The organism is Aliiroseovarius sp. Z3 (assembly GCF_029105185.1).
Classification (GTDB): domain Bacteria; phylum Pseudomonadota; class Alphaproteobacteria; order Rhodobacterales; family Rhodobacteraceae; genus Aliiroseovarius.
Genome location: NZ_JAFMZK010000007.1, coordinates 36,758 through 53,381 on the forward strand (window position 1 = coordinate 36,758; position 16,624 = coordinate 53,381).

The following is a 16,624-nucleotide window of genomic DNA, read 5'->3' on the forward strand; positions in this document are numbered from 1 at the left end:
TGTTCGCCGCCGTTCATCTTACGCGGTCACTTTGACATCAACGTCCAATACCAATCCGTTCGACGTATATTTCCCACGCATCAGGAACCCGTTCTTCCGCACTTCGGGATATCGGTCCGCCCAATCGCGATAACGATCATTCGTCACAACGATTGCTTTTAGTTTGCGCGCTTCGCGCAAGATCTCTTCATCCGCGACTGTTCCCTTGGGAACCACGGTAACTGATGAACTCTGCAAACGCAGGATGTTTTCAAAATCACGATCATGCAGATACCGCCCCATAAGAAGATACCCGGCGTTGGCATCGAAAAAGACCCGAGGAGAGAAGCCAAGTTTTTTCAATCGCCGCGTTACCGCGTAAAGCGGATCAACACTGGGCTCTCCGTCTGCCCAGTGCATCACATTCGACCCATCAACGATTGCCCAAACCTTCTTATGCGCAGGGCGCGGGTTATGCGCAGGGCGCGGGGATTTTCGCTTCACCGACCGCGGCTGCGTCATCAACAATCGCAGCAACAAGAACAAGCTGGCCAACGCAACGGGCAATGAGATCAGAAGAAAATCAGCCCACCCCGGCTCGAACAGGGCAAAAAGTGTGAACAACAGCGACAGAAACGTTACGATGAACAAGAACAGCAAGATCACGCGCCCTACAGTGGCAATTAGGTTAATCGCTACACTATAGATTGATTACTCAACGGCAAGAGTATCCAATCAAAAAGGGCGCCCCGCGGGGCGCCCTTTCCTGATCTTCAGTCTCTCTGACTCTCGGCGATTTGACTGCGTCAATTCACCTGTCGCCAAAACAAAAGGGCCCCGCGTGGTGCGAGGCCCTTTTGTGATTTGCGAGCGGGTGGGGCCTTAAATTTGGCTGCGCCAAATTCTGGTCCCCACTCAATGCGTTTGGGCGTACGCCCAAGCCACATTGTTACTCGATAATCTTCGACAAATGTTTGATTGTGCGTCTCAGATCATCTCATGGCTTGAACCAAAAAGGGCGCCCCGTGGGGCGCCCTTTCGGTTGAAGCATCGGAGATCCGATTACTTAAGCTCTCGGCAGATTTGGCGTAACCGCCAAATCGCCTGTCGCTGCAAGAACGCGGGGCGTTCTTACTCGATAATCTTCGAGACAACGCCCGAACCGACGGTGCGGCCGCCTTCGCGGATGGCGAAGCGCAGTTTTTCTTCCATCGCGATCGGGGCGATCAGTTCAACGTTGAACTTCAGGTTGTCGCCCGGCATCACCATCTCGGTGCCTGCAGGCAGTTCAACCGTGCCGGTCACGTCGGTGGTCCGGAAGTAGAATTGCGGACGGTAGTTCGCGAAGAACGGCGTGTGACGGCCACCCTCTTCCTTGGTCAGGATATAGACCTCGGCTTCGAACTTCGTGTGCGGGTTCACCGAACCCGGCTTACACAGAACCTGGCCACGCTCAACTTTCTCACGGTCGATACCGCGCAGAAGAACGCCAACGTTGTCGCCAGCTTCACCGCGATCCAGCAGCTTGCGGAACATTTCAACGCCGGTGCAGGTGGTTTTCTGCGTGTCCTTGATGCCGACGATTTCGATCTCGTCGCCAACATTCACAACACCACGCTCAACACGACCGGTCACAACCGTACCGCGGCCCGAGATCGAGAACACGTCTTCGATCGGCAGCAGGAACGCACCGTCAACCGGGCGGGCCGGTGTCGGGATGAACTCGTCCACAGCGGCCATCAGCTTGCGGATCGAATCCTCGCCGATCGCCTCGTCGCGACCTTCCAGAGCGGCCAGAGCCGAACCCGGAATGACAGGAACATCGTCGCCCGGATAGCCGTATTCGGTCAGAAGCTCACGGATTTCCATCTCGACCAGCTCAAGCAGCTCTTCGTCGTCAACCTGATCAACCTTGTTCATGTAAACGACCATGGTCGGGATACCAACCTGGCGGCCCAACAGGATGTGCTCGCGCGTCTGCGGCATCGGGCCGTCAGCTGCGTTCACAACCAGGATCGCGCCGTCCATCTGCGCCGCACCCGTGATCATGTTCTTCACATAGTCAGCGTGGCCGGGGCAGTCGACGTGGGCGTAGTGACGCGTATCGGTTTCATACTCAACATGCGCCGTCGAGATCGTGATCCCGCGCGCTTTCTCTTCCGGTGCACCGTCAATCTGGTCATAGGCCTTGAAGTCACCGAAATACTTGGTGATCGCAGCCGTCAGTGTGGTCTTGCCGTGGTCAACGTGCCCAATCGTGCCGATGTTGACGTGCGGTTTGGAGCGTTCAAACTTTTCCTTAGCCATGTGCCGTAAGCCTTGTGTCTGATGGGGTTTCGCCGAACCCGGGTTCAATATCGCGCGCTGACTACTCGTTCACGGCGGGAAAATCAAGGCTTCCGTGGCCTGCATCAGCGGGAAAGGCAAGATTGTTTCATTTGGGAATCCATGAACCGCCGCAAGACCTTGCGACATCGGTTCAGTCGTCGCCCGGCCAAGGCTTCTTGTCCGGCAAATCCTGATCAGATTGAACCGCTGACGTGCCGCCGCAAACGGTTTGCAGGGATCGCCAGGCATCCGCTTCAAGTATCGACCCATAGGTCTGTCCTTCAACAACGGCCGCCTGTGCCGCTGCAATCCGTTCGCCCATTTGCGGATGTGACATGAAATGCGCCACGATTCCCTCCGCGTCGCCATGCTCGGCCAGCAATCGTTCGAACATCGTGCCCAGCGCGGCAGGTGACACTCCGGCTTTGTCCAGCAATTCATGGGCATAGTCGTCTGCGACTGCCTCGGCCGACTGGCTGTAGGATGCATTGATCAGTTGATTGGCCAGAAAAAGGGCTATGGTCCCGCCCGCAAAATCACCAAACAAAAGGCCCAGAACACCCAGAGATCCTGCCGATCTGAGCGCATCGCGGGTCGGGTCGCGATTGACGACATGACCGATTTCATGGGCCAGAACGGCGGCGACTTCCTCCGGGTTCTCTGCCTGTTCGATCAGCCCACGAAAGAAGACGATGCGCCCGCCCGGCAGGGCAAAGGCGTTGACCATATCGTGATCCAGAATGTGTATCTGAATGTCATAAGGCAGATCGGATGCGGGGTTAAGCCTGTCATACATGGCCTGCATGGCAGCATTCCCTGCGGGGGCTTCACAGATTGCGGCCCCTGCCAGCCCGGTTTCGTCCAGCGCCATGCGAATCTGTTCAAACGTGGTGTCGCCCAGCGCCTTCTCGCCCTCAGGCGGCAGCAACACGGCCAGTTGTGCGGCCATCATTGGCACCAGCACGAAAATAATCGCCGCGACAGACGCCGCCGCACCGCCGGCCCACGTCACCAACTTGGGGACCGAGATCGCCCGGTCGCGTTTTTTCAGATGCGGTGCGCGGGTGCGAACCTGTGCCTTCACATTTTTGTCCCGAAGGTAAAGCCGTGCGACCTTGTCGCCGGATCGGCTGATCACCAGCGCGTCCTTGTCGGCCTGATCGGGTTCGGCCCGCAACTCGGCCCAGCGCCAGATCACGGACTGACCATCCGGCTGCGCCAGCTCAAGCCCTTCCGCCAGCAAGCATACCGATACGCGCGTCAGGACCGCACGCTCGCCCGCAACAAAATCCGCGAACGCGGCGGCGCGTGTCTGTGTTTCGGTCAAATCGCTGCCCCCACATCCAACGCCTCGGCAAATCCTTCTGCCTCCGCAAACTCATCCCGGTCGCGTTGGGTGATCTCGTGCAGATCCTCGGCGTTCAGGATCTGCGTGACTTCCGCAAAATGCGCGGCGATGGGCAGCGTGATCCACGCATGAGTCATCGCGCGATACCCAAGGAAAATCACAAAGTAGACAAAGACCAGAACAGGAGTGCCAGCGGCCAACATCATTTCTATCTGATCGGGATTTTCGATATCAAACCCCGCGCCACCGACCGCCGCCAAAAGGATTCCCATGGCGATAAGGGTCAATCCCGTGAAGACCAGATAGATCAGAAACCAGCCCAGCGCGTAGATGCCGACAATTTTGCCGGGCCGGGGGAAGGTGCGAAACCGCATCGCGCCCAGTTCTTTCGTCTCGGTCATGCGTTTGAAACTGTCGGCGCGCCAATAGGCCAGCCCATAGACAAACCAAGGCACTGTCAGAACGAACGCCGCGATCCAAGCTGGGTTTTCAAACGCGGCAGTCATCCCCCCGGCGATCACAGACAGCCCAAGCGGATAGTAGATGTGCTTCATTGATCCAAACAGCATCCCGCGCCGCCCGCCCTGCACGAAAACCTGATCACCGTAATAGGTGTGGCTGATCCTGTACTTCTCAAGCCAAAGCGTGGTCAGCGGCCAGGCCAGCCCCAGCGTCACAATGGCAAGCCCCCAGTGCACCATGGCGCGCCACGCATAGCCCCATGCGCCGGGTTCCAACCCAAACCGAATGCCCCGCCAGCGGGTGCGGGCCAGAATATACCGGCGGGCACGATACTGGGCGAAAAACACGATGGGGGCGAGACCCACGAAGCTTAGAAGATAGGCCGCGACATTGCCATTGAGCAGCGCAAAGCTGACATACATCAAAAGCAGGTTCACGATCCCGATATAGAAGGCCATGAATACCACGGCGACAAGGAAGCCCAGCAGCTTTTCCAGCGGATCGCCCACATATTCCAGCGGTATCCCTCCGGGGCGGATGGCACTCCAGTAATAACGACGCAGGCGCGTCTTGGCCCAGAACCGATAGAACCCAAGGGTCAGTATGGTCAGAAGACCGGTTCGCAGCGCCAGACCAAGCATCGGGCCTTTGCGCCCAGAGTAAGTGATGTTCAGGCTGGCAGGCGGCATCGGTCAGTCAAACTTGTTATCACGCGGGAAGCCATGCGGCGGTGCTTTGCCAACGCCTGCACGCTTGCCCAGCCACGGGGACATGTCCGGCTCGGTCCGGGTGCGGTCACCGGTGGCAGGCCATGACAAACCAACTTCCCAGTCGAAGGTCCTGAGGTCAGACAAACCGCCGTCCAGCTCAAGCACGCCCTGCTTGCCGCGCGCACTGTTGTATTTCTGAAGCCGCACACCTTTGCCCCGTGTCATCTCGTTAATCTCGGCCACCGGGAACACCAGCAGCTTGCGATTTTCCGACACGATCGCGACGTGATCGCCTTCGACCGGCTTGCAGACCTTGGCCCGCGCATCCCCCACGTTCAGCACCTGTTTGCCGTTCCTGGTCTGCGCCAGAACATCATCTTCACCGACGATAAACCCGTTCCCCTCGGTCGAAGCGACCAGAAGGCGCCGCCCGGGCTGATGAATGAACAGGTCCACGATCTCGGCCTCGTTCGGCAGGTCGACCATAAGGCGCAAGGGTTCCCCCATGCCACGCCCACCGGGCAGATTGGCTGCCGACAGGGTGAAGAACTTGCCGTTGGAATCGAACACCAGCAGTTTATCGGTGGTTTCGGCGTGGAAGATGAAGCGGGGTCCGTCACCGTCGCGGAATTTCAACTCGCGGGTCAGGTCGATATGGCCCGACATGGCGCGGATCCAACCCATTTGCGAACAAACGACCGTGATAGGTTCCTTCTCGATCATCGCTTCCAGCGGCACATCCTCGACCTCGCCCGCTTCGGCGAACTGGGTGCGGCGGGCGCCCCCTTCGTAGTCCTTTCCAAACTGCTTCTTGGTCTCTTTCAACTGCTCGGAAATACGCGCCCATTGCAGGGTGTCGCTGTCCAGCAGATCCTCAAGCCCAGCGCGCTCTTCCATCAACGCATCGCGTTCGCGCACAAGCTCGATTTCTTCCAGACGCCGCAGGCTGCGCAAACGCATGTTCAGGATCGCATCAACCTGCACATCGGACAGCTCGCCCTCACCGGGGGCCGGACTGACGTAATCCGCTTCACTCATCGCCCGAACGTGATCGCGGCCCCAATCCTCGCGCATCAGGGCGGCCTTGGGATCATCGTCATAGCGGATGATGTCGATGACGCGATCAAGGTTCAGGAAAGCAACGATAAAGCCCTCGAGCACCTCAAGCCGGTGGTCGATCTTTTCCATCCGGTGACGCGAGCGGCGCAGAAGCACATCGCGGCGGTGATCAAGAAAGGCGCGCAGCACCTCTTTCATCGAACATACTTTCGGCGTCACGCCGTCGATCAGCACGTTCATGTTCAGGCTGAACCGCGTTTCAAGGTCCGAGTTGCGGAACATAAGGTTCATCAGAAGCTCGGCATCCACGTTCTTGGATTTCGGTTCCAGCACGATGCGGATGTCATCGGCGCTTTCGTCGCGCACATCGGCCAGAATCGGGATCTTCTTGGTCTGGATCAACTCGGCGATCTTTTCGATCAGCTTGGACTTCTGAACCTGATACGGGATCTCGGTCACGACGATCTGCCATTGACCGCGACCCAGATCCTCGACCTCCCATTTGCAGCGCAGCCGGAACGATCCGCGCCCGGTGCGATAGGCTTGTGCGATATTCTCACGCGGCTCGACAATCACCCCGCCGGTCGGAAAATCCGGGCCGGGCACATAGTTCAGAAGCGTGTCGTCACGCACGTCCGGCACCTTGATCATGTGCAGGCACGCGTCGATCAGTTCGGCAATGTTGTGCGGGGGGATGTTGGTGGCCATGCCCACAGCAATCCCCGACGCCCCGTTGGCCAGCAGATTCGGAAATTCGGCGGGCAGAACCACCGGTTCCGTCAGACGACCATCGTAATTGTCGCGGAAATCAACGGCGTTTTCGTCCAGCCCTTGCAACATCGCCTCGGCGACGAAGGTCATCCGCGCCTCGGTGTATCGGCTGGCGGCCGGGTTGTCCCCGTCGATATTGCCAAAGTTCCCCTGCCCGTCGACCAACGGATAGCGCACCGCGAAATCCTGCGCCAAACGCGCCATGGCGTCATAAATCGCCGCGTCACCATGGGGGTGGAAATCCCCCATCGTATCGCCGGAAATCTTCGCGGATTTCAGGAACTTGCCACCTGACGCCAGCTTCAGCCGCGACATCGCATAAAGAATGCGGCGGTGCACAGGTTTCAAACCATCGCGCGCGTCGGGCAAGGCCCGGTGCATGATGGTGGACAGGGCATAGGTCAGGTAGCGATCCCCAATCGCCCGGCGCAAAGGCTCGGATACGGAATGGGACTTTTTATTGCTGTCGTCGGTCAAATCGTTCATAATTGTTGTGTATCGAGTGCTGTGGGAAGGGTAAAGCTACCGTGGGAAAGGATGTCGATCTTTCCCCTGAAATTTTTATGACGCGGTGTTCATTTTAACACCAACAAAACAAGCTTCTGTTTCAATCCTGCCGATGGGGGTCGGCGTTAGGAAGTCGAACAGAAGAATAAAAAAACCTCGTTAAGAGTAGATGGTTAAAAGGGGAAAATTGTGGGAATTATTAAACTAAGCTGCCTGACGATCGGGGTGCTTGGCGTCGCGATGGTCCATTTCGGGCGGGATAGCGATCTGCCGGTTGACCGTATCGGGCGCGAGCCAACCATTGCGCAGGACACGATTGTGCCGGTATCTGCATCACCTGATCTGGGGATTTCAGCCTCACCCGAAACCGCAGAAGGCGAGGTTATCGCGACAGCAAATGCAGCACCGACGGTCACGGAACCGGCCAAGGCCACACCTGCACGATTGATGGCCGTACCCGTCACGGATGCTGGTGCTCAGGCGCCGCAATCGCCAGCAGAGCTGGCAGAAGCGGCAGCCCGGAAGATGGCGTCCAAAATCGCCAAACCGACACCTGCGACCGCAAACCTGACCACCGACGCATTTCCAACCGTCTTCGTCAGCGGTACAACCGTAAACATGCGCGCAGGACCGTCGACCAGCCACGGCGTTGTCGCCAAGCTTACCCGCGGGACCGAGGTTTACAATATGGGCACGACCGACAGCGGTTGGAGCCAGATCAAAGTGGTCGACACCGGCGAACGCGGCTTCATGGCGTCGAAATTCCTGACGTCGCAGCTTTGACAAAAGATGAATGAGCCAAGATGGGCTCAACGGCGCGGCCGATTGTCGGCCCGCGTCGTTTTTTATTGACCCCGCCCCGCTCTGCCGACTTAGTGCTGCCTGCGCAGAACAGGGATCACCGCATGACCACCAACGGAAAATCCATTCTGATCACCGGCTGTTCGTCCGGTATCGGCTATGACGCAGCGCAAACATTGGCCAAGCGCGGCTGGAGGGTTTTCGCCACGTGTCGAAAACAGGCTGACTGCGAACGCCTCCGTTCCGAAGGTTTTGAAAGTTTCCTGCTTGATCACGCGGACGAGGCAAGCATGGATGCTGCCATCGCTGAGGCCACCAATCGCACCGGCGGCACGCTGGACGCGCTGTTCAACAACGGAGCCTTCGCGATCCCCGGCGCAGTCGAAGACCTTCCCACCGATGCGCTACGGTACATTTTCGAGACGAACCTGTTTGGCTACCACCATCTGTCACGCCTTGCCCTGCCGATCATGCGGGCGCAGGGTCACGGTCGGATCATCAACAATTCCTCGGTTCTGGGGTTTGCCGCCATGCCGTGGCGCGGCGCTTATGTTGCGTCAAAGTTTGCGCTGGAAGGCCTGACCGACACCTTGCGGCTTGAGATGCGCGGCACACCCATCAAGGTTGTCCTGATCCAGCCCGGCCCGATCACCACGAAAATCCGCCAGAACGCACAACCGCATTTCGAACGTTGGATCGACTGGGAAAACAGCCCACGTGCTGGCCTGTATCGCAAGTTGCGCGAGCGTCTGTATGACGACAGCGGCACACCAGACCGGTTCGAACTGCCCCCCTCGGCCGTCACCGACAAACTGATCCATGCGCTGGAAAGCCCCAAGCCAAAACCGCGCTACTACGTCACCACCGCGACCCGCATCGCAGGGATCGCCCGGCGCGTTCTGTCAACCCGGATGGGGGACCGCCTGACGCCCAATGGCTGAACGCGGCCGATTACCCCTCGCCTTTTTGCCCTTGCAGGTCTATCTCATCAGGGACTGAAGCCGAGGATTTTCCATGTTCGACGACCCATTATTCGTACTTGTCGCGGTTGCCTGCGGTGCCGTGGTTATCATTCTGATGCTTGGCATCGGATCGTTTGGCATCGGCGGAGACACCTCGCGGAAATATTCCAACAAGATGATGCGGTGGCGCGTCGCGGCGCAGGCCATTGCCATCGCGCTGATCCTTCTTTTTGTCTGGCTGCGCGGAGGTGCTGGCTGATGGTTGTTCTGAACAAGATTTACACCCGCACAGGGGACAAGGGCGAAACCGCATTGGGCGACGGGTCGCGTGTCGCCAAGCATTCGCCCCGCGTTGATGCTTATGGCACCGTGGATGAAACCAACGCGACCATCGGGCTGGCCAGACTTCATGCCGAGGGGGACGTCGACGCCGCCCTTGCACGCATTCAGAACGACCTGTTTGATCTTGGCGCCGATCTTTGCCGCCCCGAAATGGCAAAGGATGCCGAGGCCGAATATCCCCCGCTGCGCATGGCGCAGGAACAGGTCGACCGGCTGGAGGCCGAGATCGATGCGATGAACAAGGCGTTGGAGCCGCTTCGCAGTTTCATCCTGCCCGGCGGGTCCGCGCTTGCCGCCCATCTGCACCTGTCGCGCACCGTCAGTCGCAGGGCCGAACGCCTGGCCACCGAACTGGCCGCACAGGAGGATGTGAACCCAGCCGCGATCAAATACCTGAACCGCCTGTCGGACTGGTGCTTTGTTGCCGCCCGCATCGCCAATGATGACGGCAAATCAGACGTGCTCTGGGTGCCGGGGGCGAACCGCTAGATTGAAGCACAGCCCGTCACTGAACCGGAACCCAGATTTCATAGGCCATGATATCCGCGCTGTTGCGTGGATCATCGGGATAGCGTTCAAAACAAGCGCCATCGCGTTCGTGCAACCCTTTGGCAGGCAAATCCTTGGCGAAAACACGGTCGAAAATCCGCGGCAGCTCGCTTACTGGACCAAAGGCCCGGCGCACGGCATATCGCCCTTGCGACAAATCTACGTAACACAGCTCTGGCGCCAATGTCGCAGACCGGTCTGACACTTCCAGACCGACGGCATAGCGAAATGTGCCTGCGGCATCGGCGTCGAACGACACACCATACATTACGCCCGCGACACTGTTTTCGATCTGGTGGTCTGCCTGGAAAAACGCCCGCCATTGATCCGGAATGGCCGTTCGGGATTGCATGTCGTAAGTTTTCGTAGTGCCCGCTATCGTCCGCGCGGGCGCATCAATGACCTCCAGTGGTTCTGTCTCTGTCTGCATTTCAAATACTCCTTACCGATTCCCGAACACTATGCACGCCGCTCCCGTGTCGGTGCAAAAGTCCCCAATCGCCGCTTGGCAGAAACATTCTCGTAACGAATCCCCGTCAAAAGCAAAAAACGCGGCGTCCTTTGGACAGAACGTGACGATTTTACGCTGTTTTCAGCGTCTCCGACCCGGTAAACGGGTGGGGAACTGAGACCGCCCCAACCGGGGCCTAATTGGGAGAGACACGCCAATGAAGGTGCTTGTGCCTGTGAAGCGCGTGATCGACTATAACGTGAAGGTTCGTGTGAAAGCGGACGGAACGGGTGTCGATCTTGCAAACGTGAAAATGTCGATGAACCCCTTTGACGAGATTGCCGTCGAAGAGGCCATCCGCCTGAAGGAAGCCGGCAAGGCGGAGGAAATCGTCGTCGTATCAATCGGCGTGAAGCAAGCTCAGGAAACCCTGCGCACGGCGCTGGCGATGGGGGCCGACCGTGCCATTCTGGTGGTCGCTGCCGACGATGTTCACGACGACATCGAACCGCTGGCCGTTGCAAAGATTCTGGCGAAAGTCGTGGAAGAAGAGCAGCCGAACCTTGTTCTGGCGGGCAAGCAAGCCATCGACAACGACATGAACGCCACCGGCCAGATGCTGTCGGCCCTGCTGGGCTGGTCGCAAGGCACCTTCGCTTCCGAGCTGGACATTGACGGCGACAAGGCTGTTGTGACCCGCGAAGTGGACGGCGGCCTTCAGACCATCAAAGTGTCGATGCCGACCATCGTCACCGTTGACCTGCGATTGAACGAGCCGCGCTATGCGTCGCTGCCGAACATCATGAAAGCCAAGAAAAAGCCGCTGGATGAAAAGACCGCTGCGGATTACGGCGTTGACGTGACCCCGCGCCTTGAGATCGTTTCAACCACCGAACCTGCAGCCCGTGCTGCTGGCATCATCGTTGGTTCCGTGGACGAGCTGGTAGAGAAACTTAAAGAAGCGGGGGCTGTATAATGGCTGTTCTTCTTCTCGCAGAAGTCAACAATGGCGAACTGGCGATGGACGCCACCGCCAAGGCTGTCACCGCCGCCAAGGCATTGGGTGACGTGACCATTCTGGCCGCTGGCGCATCTGCCGCCGCTGCTGGCGACGCTGCTGCCAAGATCGACGGCGTGTCGAAGGTGCTGGTTGCCGAAGACGCATCGCTGGGTCACCGCCTGGCCGAATCGACCGCAGCCCTGATCGTTTCGCTGGCTGGCGATTACGAGCACATCGTGGCCCCCGCCACCACCGACGCCAAGAACGTGATGCCCCGCGTGGCTGCGCTTCTGGACGTTATGGTGATCTCGGACGCATCCGGCGTTGTTGACGGCAATACATTTGAACGCCCGATCTATGCCGGTAACGCCGTGCAGACTGTGAAGTCGTCAGATGCCAAGAAGGTCATCACCTTCCGCACATCGACTTTTGATGCGGCTGGCGAAGGCGGGTCCGCATCTGTCGAAACCGTGTCGGCTGCCGCCAACCCAGGCCTGTCGGAATGGGTCGAAGACAAGGTTGCCGAAAGCGACCGGCCCGAGCTGACCTCGGCTGGCGTTGTCGTATCCGGCGGTCGCGGTGTTGGGTCGGAAGACGACTTCGCCCTGATCGAGAAACTGGCCGACAAGCTGGGTGCCGCCGTTGGCGCATCCCGCGCAGCCGTCGACTCGGGCTATGCCCCGAACGATTGGCAGGTGGGTCAGACCGGCAAGGTCGTCGCCCCCGATCTTTACATCGCCGTCGGCATTTCGGGCGCCATCCAGCACTTGGCTGGCATGAAGGACTCGAAGATCATCGTTGCGATCAACAAGGACGAAGAAGCCCCGATCTTCCAGGTTGCCGACTTCGGACTGGTTGCCGACCTCTTCGACGCCGTCCCGGCCCTGACCGAAAAACTCTGACGTCGAAACGATCTGAATTGATCAAGGCCCGCTGTTTCAGCGGGCCTTTTCATTGACCGCTTACCGAAGCCGATCAATGGCGTCATGCAGGGCGCGGCTGGTCTTGCGGTGGGCGATCGAGCCAAGCATGCCACGCGTAGCTGGTTCATCCATGTCTGCAAAGATCAATTCACGACGCCCATCCTTCTGCTGCTGGCGAGAAATTGCGACCTCGACAACATCAGCAACGAACGGTGCGATGGCTTGCACCATTTCCTGATCGACGAACAGAGGGTCGGATCCATTGATGCCATCCCGCGCACCGTCGCTGATCGGATGATCGGCCAGCCACAAGCAAGACAACCTCACAGTCCAATTTCGCGATCAGCAATTTCATCCTCGCAACCCACGCCACGCGCAGTTCGTCCACGACCTTGGCGAACCGGTCAACCGAGACATCGTGCAGCGCGGTGAGCAGATGACGGGTAAAGTTGAACTCGGTCAAATCGACGTCGTCATAAAGGTCTTTCAACAGGTTCGAGCCACGCAGAAACCTGTCATTGCGCCGCGGATGCACCGAATAGAACCTGTTGGACATGTTGTGCGCGCCGGGCACTTGCAGCACGGTAACCTTCGCGCGATTGCTCAGCGTCAGAAGCCCGTGATCGTGCAGAAACGCATCCACACCTGCATTCTGGCAGCCAAAATTCGCAACCTGCATTCCAAGCTCCAGCTGTAGCAATTCCGGATACGGATGCGCGTGGTATTTGCCAAAGGTCTCTGTGCCGCCCAACACCGCGACATATGGCGCGGTCAGCTTCTTCTTCGGTCCGCGAAACAGGATTTTTGACGTTCCGTACCTGCACAACTGATAGTTCAACGGGCCCTTGCCCAAAGTATCGTAAGCCATTCCACCCACTCCAACAATTTTCACCCGGGACGATGATTCGCATGAACTGGTTTTCATTTGGCTAACCCTCAAATGCAGCAAATTTTCTTAGGCCGTGCTTAACCCTTGCACCCCTGCCGCGCTGCCGCATACTCTGTCGCAAGACAATGAAAGGGATCAGATGAGCATCGAGACGATAGGCATTGTAGGTGCCGGGCAAATGGGCAACGGTATCGCGCACGTGATGGCTCTGGCCGGTTACGAAGTGCGCCTGAATGATATCAGTCAGGACAGTCTGGACGCCGCCATGGCGCGCATTGCAAAGAATATGGAACGGCAGGTCGCCCGCGAAACAATCACGTCTGCGGAGCGCGACACGGCGTTGGGTCTGATCTCAACCACGTTGAAGCTGCCAGATATTGGTGCAACCGATCTGATCATCGAAGCTGCGACTGAAAATGAAGCCCTGAAAAAGAAAATCTTCGACGGGCTGCTGCCGCATCTGAAACCTGACACGATCCTGACCTCCAACACGTCGTCAATCTCGATCACGCGGCTGGCCAGCGGCACGGACCGTCCAGAGCGATTCATGGGGTTTCACTTCATGAACCCGGTTCCGGTGATGCAGCTTGTAGAACTGATCCGGGGCATTGCAACGGATCAGGAAACCTTCAAAACATGCCATGATGTCGTGGACCGACTTGGCAAAACGGCCGCAAGTGCGGAAGACTTTCCCGCCTTCATCGTCAATCGCATCCTGATGCCGATGATCAACGAGGCCGTATACACGCTTTACGAAGGTGTCGGGTCGGTGCAAAGCATCGACACCTCGTTGAAGCTGGGCGCGAACCACCCAATGGGCCCGCTTGAGCTGGCGGATTTCATCGGGCTGGACACCTGCCTTGCGATCATGAACGTGCTGCATGACGGGTTGGCGGATACGAAATACCGCCCCTGCCCGCTTTTGACCAAATATGTCGAAGCCGGTTGGCTTGGTCGGAAATCCAAACGCGGATTTTATGACTATCGTGGTGACACGCCCGTTCCCACGCGGTGACGGTGACCCGCCGTTAGTCGCGAGGCTGTCCTAACGCCAGCGTATGGCTGCGCAGCCACCCCATGAAACCGCGTGGGTCTGTATGCAGGCGCTCCATCTCGACGTCCGATAGAACTGGCCCAATCACCGGCTTTTGCGGGCGGTTACAGCTTCTGACGATCTCATGCAGCAGCAAGGCTTGCCGCATGGTCGCAGACAGCCGGTTGGCCATCTGATACCAGCGCGAATTGGCGCCGGGGAAATAGATTGGCACCACCTTTGCGCCGGACCGGCGGATCAGCTGCGCGGTAAAGACATTCCATTCCCGTTCAATCGCCGGACCAAACAGACTGTCGGATGACGCGACCACTCCGGACGGGAAAAGCGTGACAAGCCCGCCTGCTTTCAGATGCGCCATGGTCTGGGCACGCATTTCGACCATCTTTTGTTGTGCATCGGGGTCATGGGGGAACGGCACGGGGATCATGTAAGATGATGCCACCTCGTCCAACCCATCCAAAACCGAACGGCTGAGGATGCGGTAATCCTGACGACGACGGCCAATAAGCTCCGCCAACACCATCCCATCCACCAATCCGTGCGGGTGATTGGCAACCGCGATCACAGGGCCCTCTGGCGGAATGTTTCGCAGTTGATCGTCAGGTGTTTCGACGCGAATACCCATCACATCCAGACAGGCCCCCCAGAACGCCTGCCCTTTCGGAGCGCCCCGCTTTTCCAGCTTTCGAACCATTCGCAGGATCGAGATTTTGCCCGTGAACCATTCGACAATCCGGATGACATAGGACTGAAAAGGGTTGTTCAGGGAATTGGCATAGGTCAGGCTGCGACGGTCATACTGGTCGTGGGACAGGCCATCCTGACTGCTTTCGACCATATCGCTGTCTGCGTTATTCACCACGTCTTGTCCCATATTCGTCCCGCGACACGCGCCTTACATGCCTTCGCCGAACTTGTCTTGAACCAGTTCGGTCAGTGCCGCCATCAACTCGACAGCTTGCGGACCCGAGGTTTCGACGTGAATCTTCGTGCCCTGCGATGCCGCCAGCATCAACAGGCCCATAATCGAATCCCCTTCGGCATCAATGCCGTCTTTGGATACGCGCGCGGTCGCATCGTGGTTTTCGACTGTATCAACGAATTTGGCCGATGCCCGTGCGTGCAGCCCTTTGACGTTGATGATCTCCAATTCGCGGCTCGTGCTCATACACTACAACTCCTGTATACCATCAATACAGTCGATGTATTTTCGCCCCGCTGCAAGCGCCTTGCTTGTCGACATTTCAATCGGCAGATGCCGGGTCTTGGCCAGCTTCACCAACATGGGCAGGTTGGCACCATAAAGGATCTTCCGATCCGCTTTGCAGCACGCCGGCAGCGACAGGTTGGCGGGCGAGCCGCCAAACATGTCGACCACCACGACCACACCATCACCATCGTCAACGGCGTCAGCGGCGGCTGCGATTTCAGATTGTTTGTTCTCCCGATTGCATTCAGCATCGGTCGAGATGGCACGCACACCGGGTTGTTTGCCGACAACATGTTCGACAGCGGCAAGATATTCCTTTGCAAGCCCGCCATGCGCGACGATCACGATGCCGATCACGCTCGTTACCCCAACTGCTTCGATGCCGGCCCCGTTTCGGCTCGGCGTTCCAATTCCCGATGTCTAATTGACACCTGCCAACCCTTGTGTGCAAGCGTCTTTGCCAATCTTTCCGTAAGGGCAACCGAACGGTGTTGCCCTCCGGTGCACCCGAATCCGATGGCCAGATGCGATTTCCCTTCGTCCCCGTAAGCGGGGATCAGAAACTCGACCAGTTCAGCGACGCGGATGAAAAACTCGTCAAACCGCGGATCTTTGGCGACGTAATCCGCAACAGCGTCATCGCGACCATCCAATGATCTGAGCGTCGCTTCCCAATGCGGGTTGCGCAGGAAACGCGCGTCCAGAACCATATCAAGCCCGCGGGGCACCCCACGCTTGTATGAAAACGAATGGACCGACACCGCCAGGTTTTCCGCTCCCGACTGCGACAACCACTGCATCAGCTCTTCTTTCAGATCGTGCGGCGACAATTCCGACGTGTCGATCAGAACATCCGCACGTCCCCGGATCGGAGCCAGAAGCTCGATTTCGCGGGTGATGCCGTGATCTGGTGTCTCGGCAGGGGCCAGCGGGTGGCGCCGCCGCGTTTCCGAATAACGGCGGATTAACACGTCGCGTGAGCAATCCAGATACAACACCTCAACATCATGTCGATCATCTTCGCGCAGATCCTCGATCACCTGCAGCATCATCTCGGTCGAAAAGTCGCGGTTGCGCACATCGACGCCCAGCGCCAGCGGGTGATCCAGTGCCGGTCCACCAAGAACGCGACCGATCAGAGACAGCGGCAGATTGTCGATGACCTCATAGCCGATATCCTCCAACACGCGGATCGCCGTTGTTCGCCCGGCACCGGATGGCCCGGTCACCAGAACAACCTTCTGTCCCGTGTTGGTGTTGTTGTCAGTCATCTTCATCG

General features: G+C 58.3%; 19 protein-coding genes. 7 read left to right on the top strand and 12 right to left on the bottom strand.

Annotation, left to right across the window (positions count from 1 at the left end; translation table 11 throughout):
• Positions 1-18 precede the first annotated feature (18 nt).
• The 5 genes from J3R80_RS12915 to J3R80_RS12935 all read right to left on the bottom strand — a co-directional run bounded on the left by J3R80_RS12915 (position 19) and on the right by J3R80_RS12935 (position 7,143).
• Positions 19-645 carry a hypothetical protein gene (locus J3R80_RS12915; RefSeq protein ID WP_275394195.1) on the bottom strand — a complete coding sequence of 209 codons (627 nt, stop codon included), beginning with the start codon at positions 643-645 and terminating at the stop codon, positions 19-21.
• Positions 646-1,110: 465 nt separating this feature from the next.
• Positions 1,111-2,286, bottom strand: a complete 1,176-nt coding sequence (gene tuf, locus J3R80_RS12920) for an elongation factor Tu (protein ID WP_275394186.1) — start codon at positions 2,284-2,286, stop codon at positions 1,111-1,113.
• Positions 2,287-2,458: 172 nt separating this feature from the next.
• Positions 2,459-3,634, bottom strand: coding sequence for a M48 family metallopeptidase (locus J3R80_RS12925; protein WP_275394196.1), 1,176 nt, complete (start codon positions 3,632-3,634; stop codon positions 2,459-2,461).
• On the bottom strand, positions 3,631-4,806 hold the full coding sequence (locus tag J3R80_RS12930) for a DUF898 family protein (RefSeq protein WP_275394198.1): 1,176 nt from the start codon (positions 4,804-4,806) through the stop codon (positions 3,631-3,633). The genes J3R80_RS12925 and J3R80_RS12930 overlap by 4 nt, the downstream gene beginning before the upstream one ends.
• 3 nt (positions 4,807-4,809) lie before the next feature.
• Positions 4,810-7,143 carry a DNA topoisomerase IV subunit A gene (locus J3R80_RS12935; protein ID WP_275394199.1) on the bottom strand — a complete coding sequence of 778 codons (2,334 nt, stop codon included), beginning with the start codon at positions 7,141-7,143 and terminating at the stop codon, positions 4,810-4,812.
• A gap of 210 nt (positions 7,144-7,353) precedes the next feature.
• Here J3R80_RS12935 and J3R80_RS12940 point away from each other — a divergent pair, with 210 nt between their 5' ends.
• The 4 genes from J3R80_RS12940 to J3R80_RS12955 all read left to right on the top strand — a co-directional run bounded on the left by J3R80_RS12940 (position 7,354) and on the right by J3R80_RS12955 (position 9,758).
• Positions 7,354-7,947, top strand: coding sequence for an SH3 domain-containing protein (locus J3R80_RS12940; RefSeq protein WP_275394200.1), 594 nt, complete (start codon positions 7,354-7,356; stop codon positions 7,945-7,947).
• Positions 7,948-8,069: 122 nt separating this feature from the next.
• Entirely contained in the window at positions 8,070-8,906 is an 837-nt protein-coding gene (locus J3R80_RS12945; RefSeq protein WP_275394201.1) for an SDR family NAD(P)-dependent oxidoreductase, read from the top strand.
• Between the two features lie 73 nt (positions 8,907-8,979).
• On the top strand, positions 8,980-9,186 hold the full coding sequence (locus J3R80_RS12950; RefSeq protein ID WP_275394202.1) for a twin transmembrane helix small protein: 207 nt from the start codon (positions 8,980-8,982) through the stop codon (positions 9,184-9,186).
• On the top strand, positions 9,186-9,758 hold the full coding sequence (locus J3R80_RS12955) for a cob(I)yrinic acid a,c-diamide adenosyltransferase (RefSeq protein ID WP_275394203.1): 573 nt from the start codon (positions 9,186-9,188) through the stop codon (positions 9,756-9,758). The genes J3R80_RS12950 and J3R80_RS12955 overlap by 1 nt, the downstream gene beginning before the upstream one ends.
• A gap of 16 nt (positions 9,759-9,774) precedes the next feature.
• Here the strand turns inward: J3R80_RS12955 and J3R80_RS12960 are convergent, their stop codons facing one another.
• Complete coding sequence (locus tag J3R80_RS12960) at positions 9,775-10,248, bottom strand: GyrI-like domain-containing protein (protein WP_275394204.1); 474 nt, start codon at positions 10,246-10,248, stop codon at positions 9,775-9,777.
• 238 nt (positions 10,249-10,486) lie between these two features.
• Here J3R80_RS12960 and J3R80_RS12965 point away from each other — a divergent pair, with 238 nt between their 5' ends.
• Both J3R80_RS12965 and J3R80_RS12970 read left to right on the top strand, forming a co-directional pair.
• Positions 10,487-11,245 (top strand): electron transfer flavoprotein subunit beta/FixA family protein, encoded by a 759-nt coding sequence (locus tag J3R80_RS12965; protein ID WP_275394205.1) that lies wholly within the window; start codon positions 10,487-10,489, stop codon positions 11,243-11,245.
• Complete coding sequence (locus J3R80_RS12970) at positions 11,245-12,171, top strand: FAD-binding protein (RefSeq protein WP_275394206.1); 927 nt, start codon at positions 11,245-11,247, stop codon at positions 12,169-12,171. Before J3R80_RS12965 ends, J3R80_RS12970 begins: the two co-directional genes overlap by 1 nt.
• 60 nt (positions 12,172-12,231) lie before the next feature.
• On the opposite strand, the gene J3R80_RS12975 is transcribed toward J3R80_RS12970, so the two are convergent.
• Both J3R80_RS12975 and J3R80_RS12980 read right to left on the bottom strand, forming a co-directional pair.
• On the bottom strand, positions 12,232-12,504 hold the full coding sequence (locus J3R80_RS12975; RefSeq protein WP_275394207.1) for a DUF6473 family protein: 273 nt from the start codon (positions 12,502-12,504) through the stop codon (positions 12,232-12,234).
• Positions 12,392-13,060, bottom strand: a complete 669-nt coding sequence (locus tag J3R80_RS12980) for a DUF6473 family protein (RefSeq protein WP_275394208.1) — start codon at positions 13,058-13,060, stop codon at positions 12,392-12,394. The genes J3R80_RS12975 and J3R80_RS12980 overlap by 113 nt, the downstream gene beginning before the upstream one ends.
• 160 nt (positions 13,061-13,220) lie before the next feature.
• Here J3R80_RS12980 and J3R80_RS12985 point away from each other — a divergent pair, with 160 nt between their 5' ends.
• On the top strand, positions 13,221-14,096 hold the full coding sequence (locus J3R80_RS12985) for a 3-hydroxybutyryl-CoA dehydrogenase (protein WP_275394209.1): 876 nt from the start codon (positions 13,221-13,223) through the stop codon (positions 14,094-14,096).
• Between the two features lie 13 nt (positions 14,097-14,109).
• On the opposite strand, the gene J3R80_RS12990 is transcribed toward J3R80_RS12985, so the two are convergent.
• Genes J3R80_RS12990 through rapZ form a run of 4 tightly spaced genes read right to left on the bottom strand, consistent with a single transcriptional unit; the run spans position 14,110 to position 16,622 of the window.
• Positions 14,110-15,009 (bottom strand): lysophospholipid acyltransferase family protein, encoded by a 900-nt coding sequence (locus tag J3R80_RS12990; protein ID WP_275394210.1) that lies wholly within the window; start codon positions 15,007-15,009, stop codon positions 14,110-14,112.
• A 21-nt stretch (positions 15,010-15,030) separates the two neighbouring features.
• Positions 15,031-15,303, bottom strand: a complete 273-nt coding sequence (locus tag J3R80_RS12995) for an HPr family phosphocarrier protein (RefSeq protein WP_275394211.1) — start codon at positions 15,301-15,303, stop codon at positions 15,031-15,033.
• 3 nt (positions 15,304-15,306) lie between these two features.
• The gene (locus J3R80_RS13000) at positions 15,307-15,702 is read right to left on the bottom strand and encodes a PTS fructose transporter subunit IIA (protein WP_275394212.1); all 396 of its coding nucleotides are present in this window, start codon (positions 15,700-15,702) and stop codon (positions 15,307-15,309) included.
• Positions 15,703-15,707: 5 nt separating this feature from the next.
• The gene (rapZ, locus tag J3R80_RS13005) at positions 15,708-16,622 is read right to left on the bottom strand and encodes an RNase adapter RapZ (RefSeq protein WP_275394213.1); all 915 of its coding nucleotides are present in this window, start codon (positions 16,620-16,622) and stop codon (positions 15,708-15,710) included.
• Between the last annotated feature and the right edge of the window lie 2 nt (positions 16,623-16,624).

Bases quoted from the DNA above. Each gene is read 5' to 3' on its own strand.
- tuf (WP_275394186.1), bottom strand. From the start codon at position 2,286: ATGGCTAAGGAAAAGTTTGAACGCTCCAAACCGCACGTCAACATCGGC.
- J3R80_RS12930 (WP_275394198.1), bottom strand. From the start codon at position 4,806: ATGCCGCCTGCCAGCCTGAACATCACTTACTCTGGGCGCAAAGGCCCG.
- J3R80_RS12935 (WP_275394199.1), bottom strand. From the start codon at position 7,143: ATGAACGATTTGACCGACGACAGCAATAAAAAGTCCCATTCCGTATCC.
- J3R80_RS12945 (WP_275394201.1), top strand. From the start codon at position 8,070: ATGACCACCAACGGAAAATCCATTCTGATCACCGGCTGTTCGTCCGGT.
- J3R80_RS12950 (WP_275394202.1), top strand. From the start codon at position 8,980: ATGTTCGACGACCCATTATTCGTACTTGTCGCGGTTGCCTGCGGTGCC.
- J3R80_RS12955 (WP_275394203.1), top strand. From the start codon at position 9,186: ATGGTTGTTCTGAACAAGATTTACACCCGCACAGGGGACAAGGGCGAA.
- J3R80_RS12960 (WP_275394204.1), bottom strand. From the start codon at position 10,248: ATGCAGACAGAGACAGAACCACTGGAGGTCATTGATGCGCCCGCGCGG.
- J3R80_RS12965 (WP_275394205.1), top strand. From the start codon at position 10,487: ATGAAGGTGCTTGTGCCTGTGAAGCGCGTGATCGACTATAACGTGAAG.
- J3R80_RS12970 (WP_275394206.1), top strand. From the start codon at position 11,245: ATGGCTGTTCTTCTTCTCGCAGAAGTCAACAATGGCGAACTGGCGATG.
- J3R80_RS12980 (WP_275394208.1), bottom strand. From the start codon at position 13,060: ATGGCTTACGATACTTTGGGCAAGGGCCCGTTGAACTATCAGTTGTGC.
- J3R80_RS12985 (WP_275394209.1), top strand. From the start codon at position 13,221: ATGAGCATCGAGACGATAGGCATTGTAGGTGCCGGGCAAATGGGCAAC.
- J3R80_RS12990 (WP_275394210.1), bottom strand. From the start codon at position 15,009: ATGGGACAAGACGTGGTGAATAACGCAGACAGCGATATGGTCGAAAGC.
- J3R80_RS12995 (WP_275394211.1), bottom strand. From the start codon at position 15,303: ATGAGCACGAGCCGCGAATTGGAGATCATCAACGTCAAAGGGCTGCAC.
- rapZ (WP_275394213.1), bottom strand. From the start codon at position 16,622: ATGAAGATGACTGACAACAACACCAACACGGGACAGAAGGTTGTTCTG.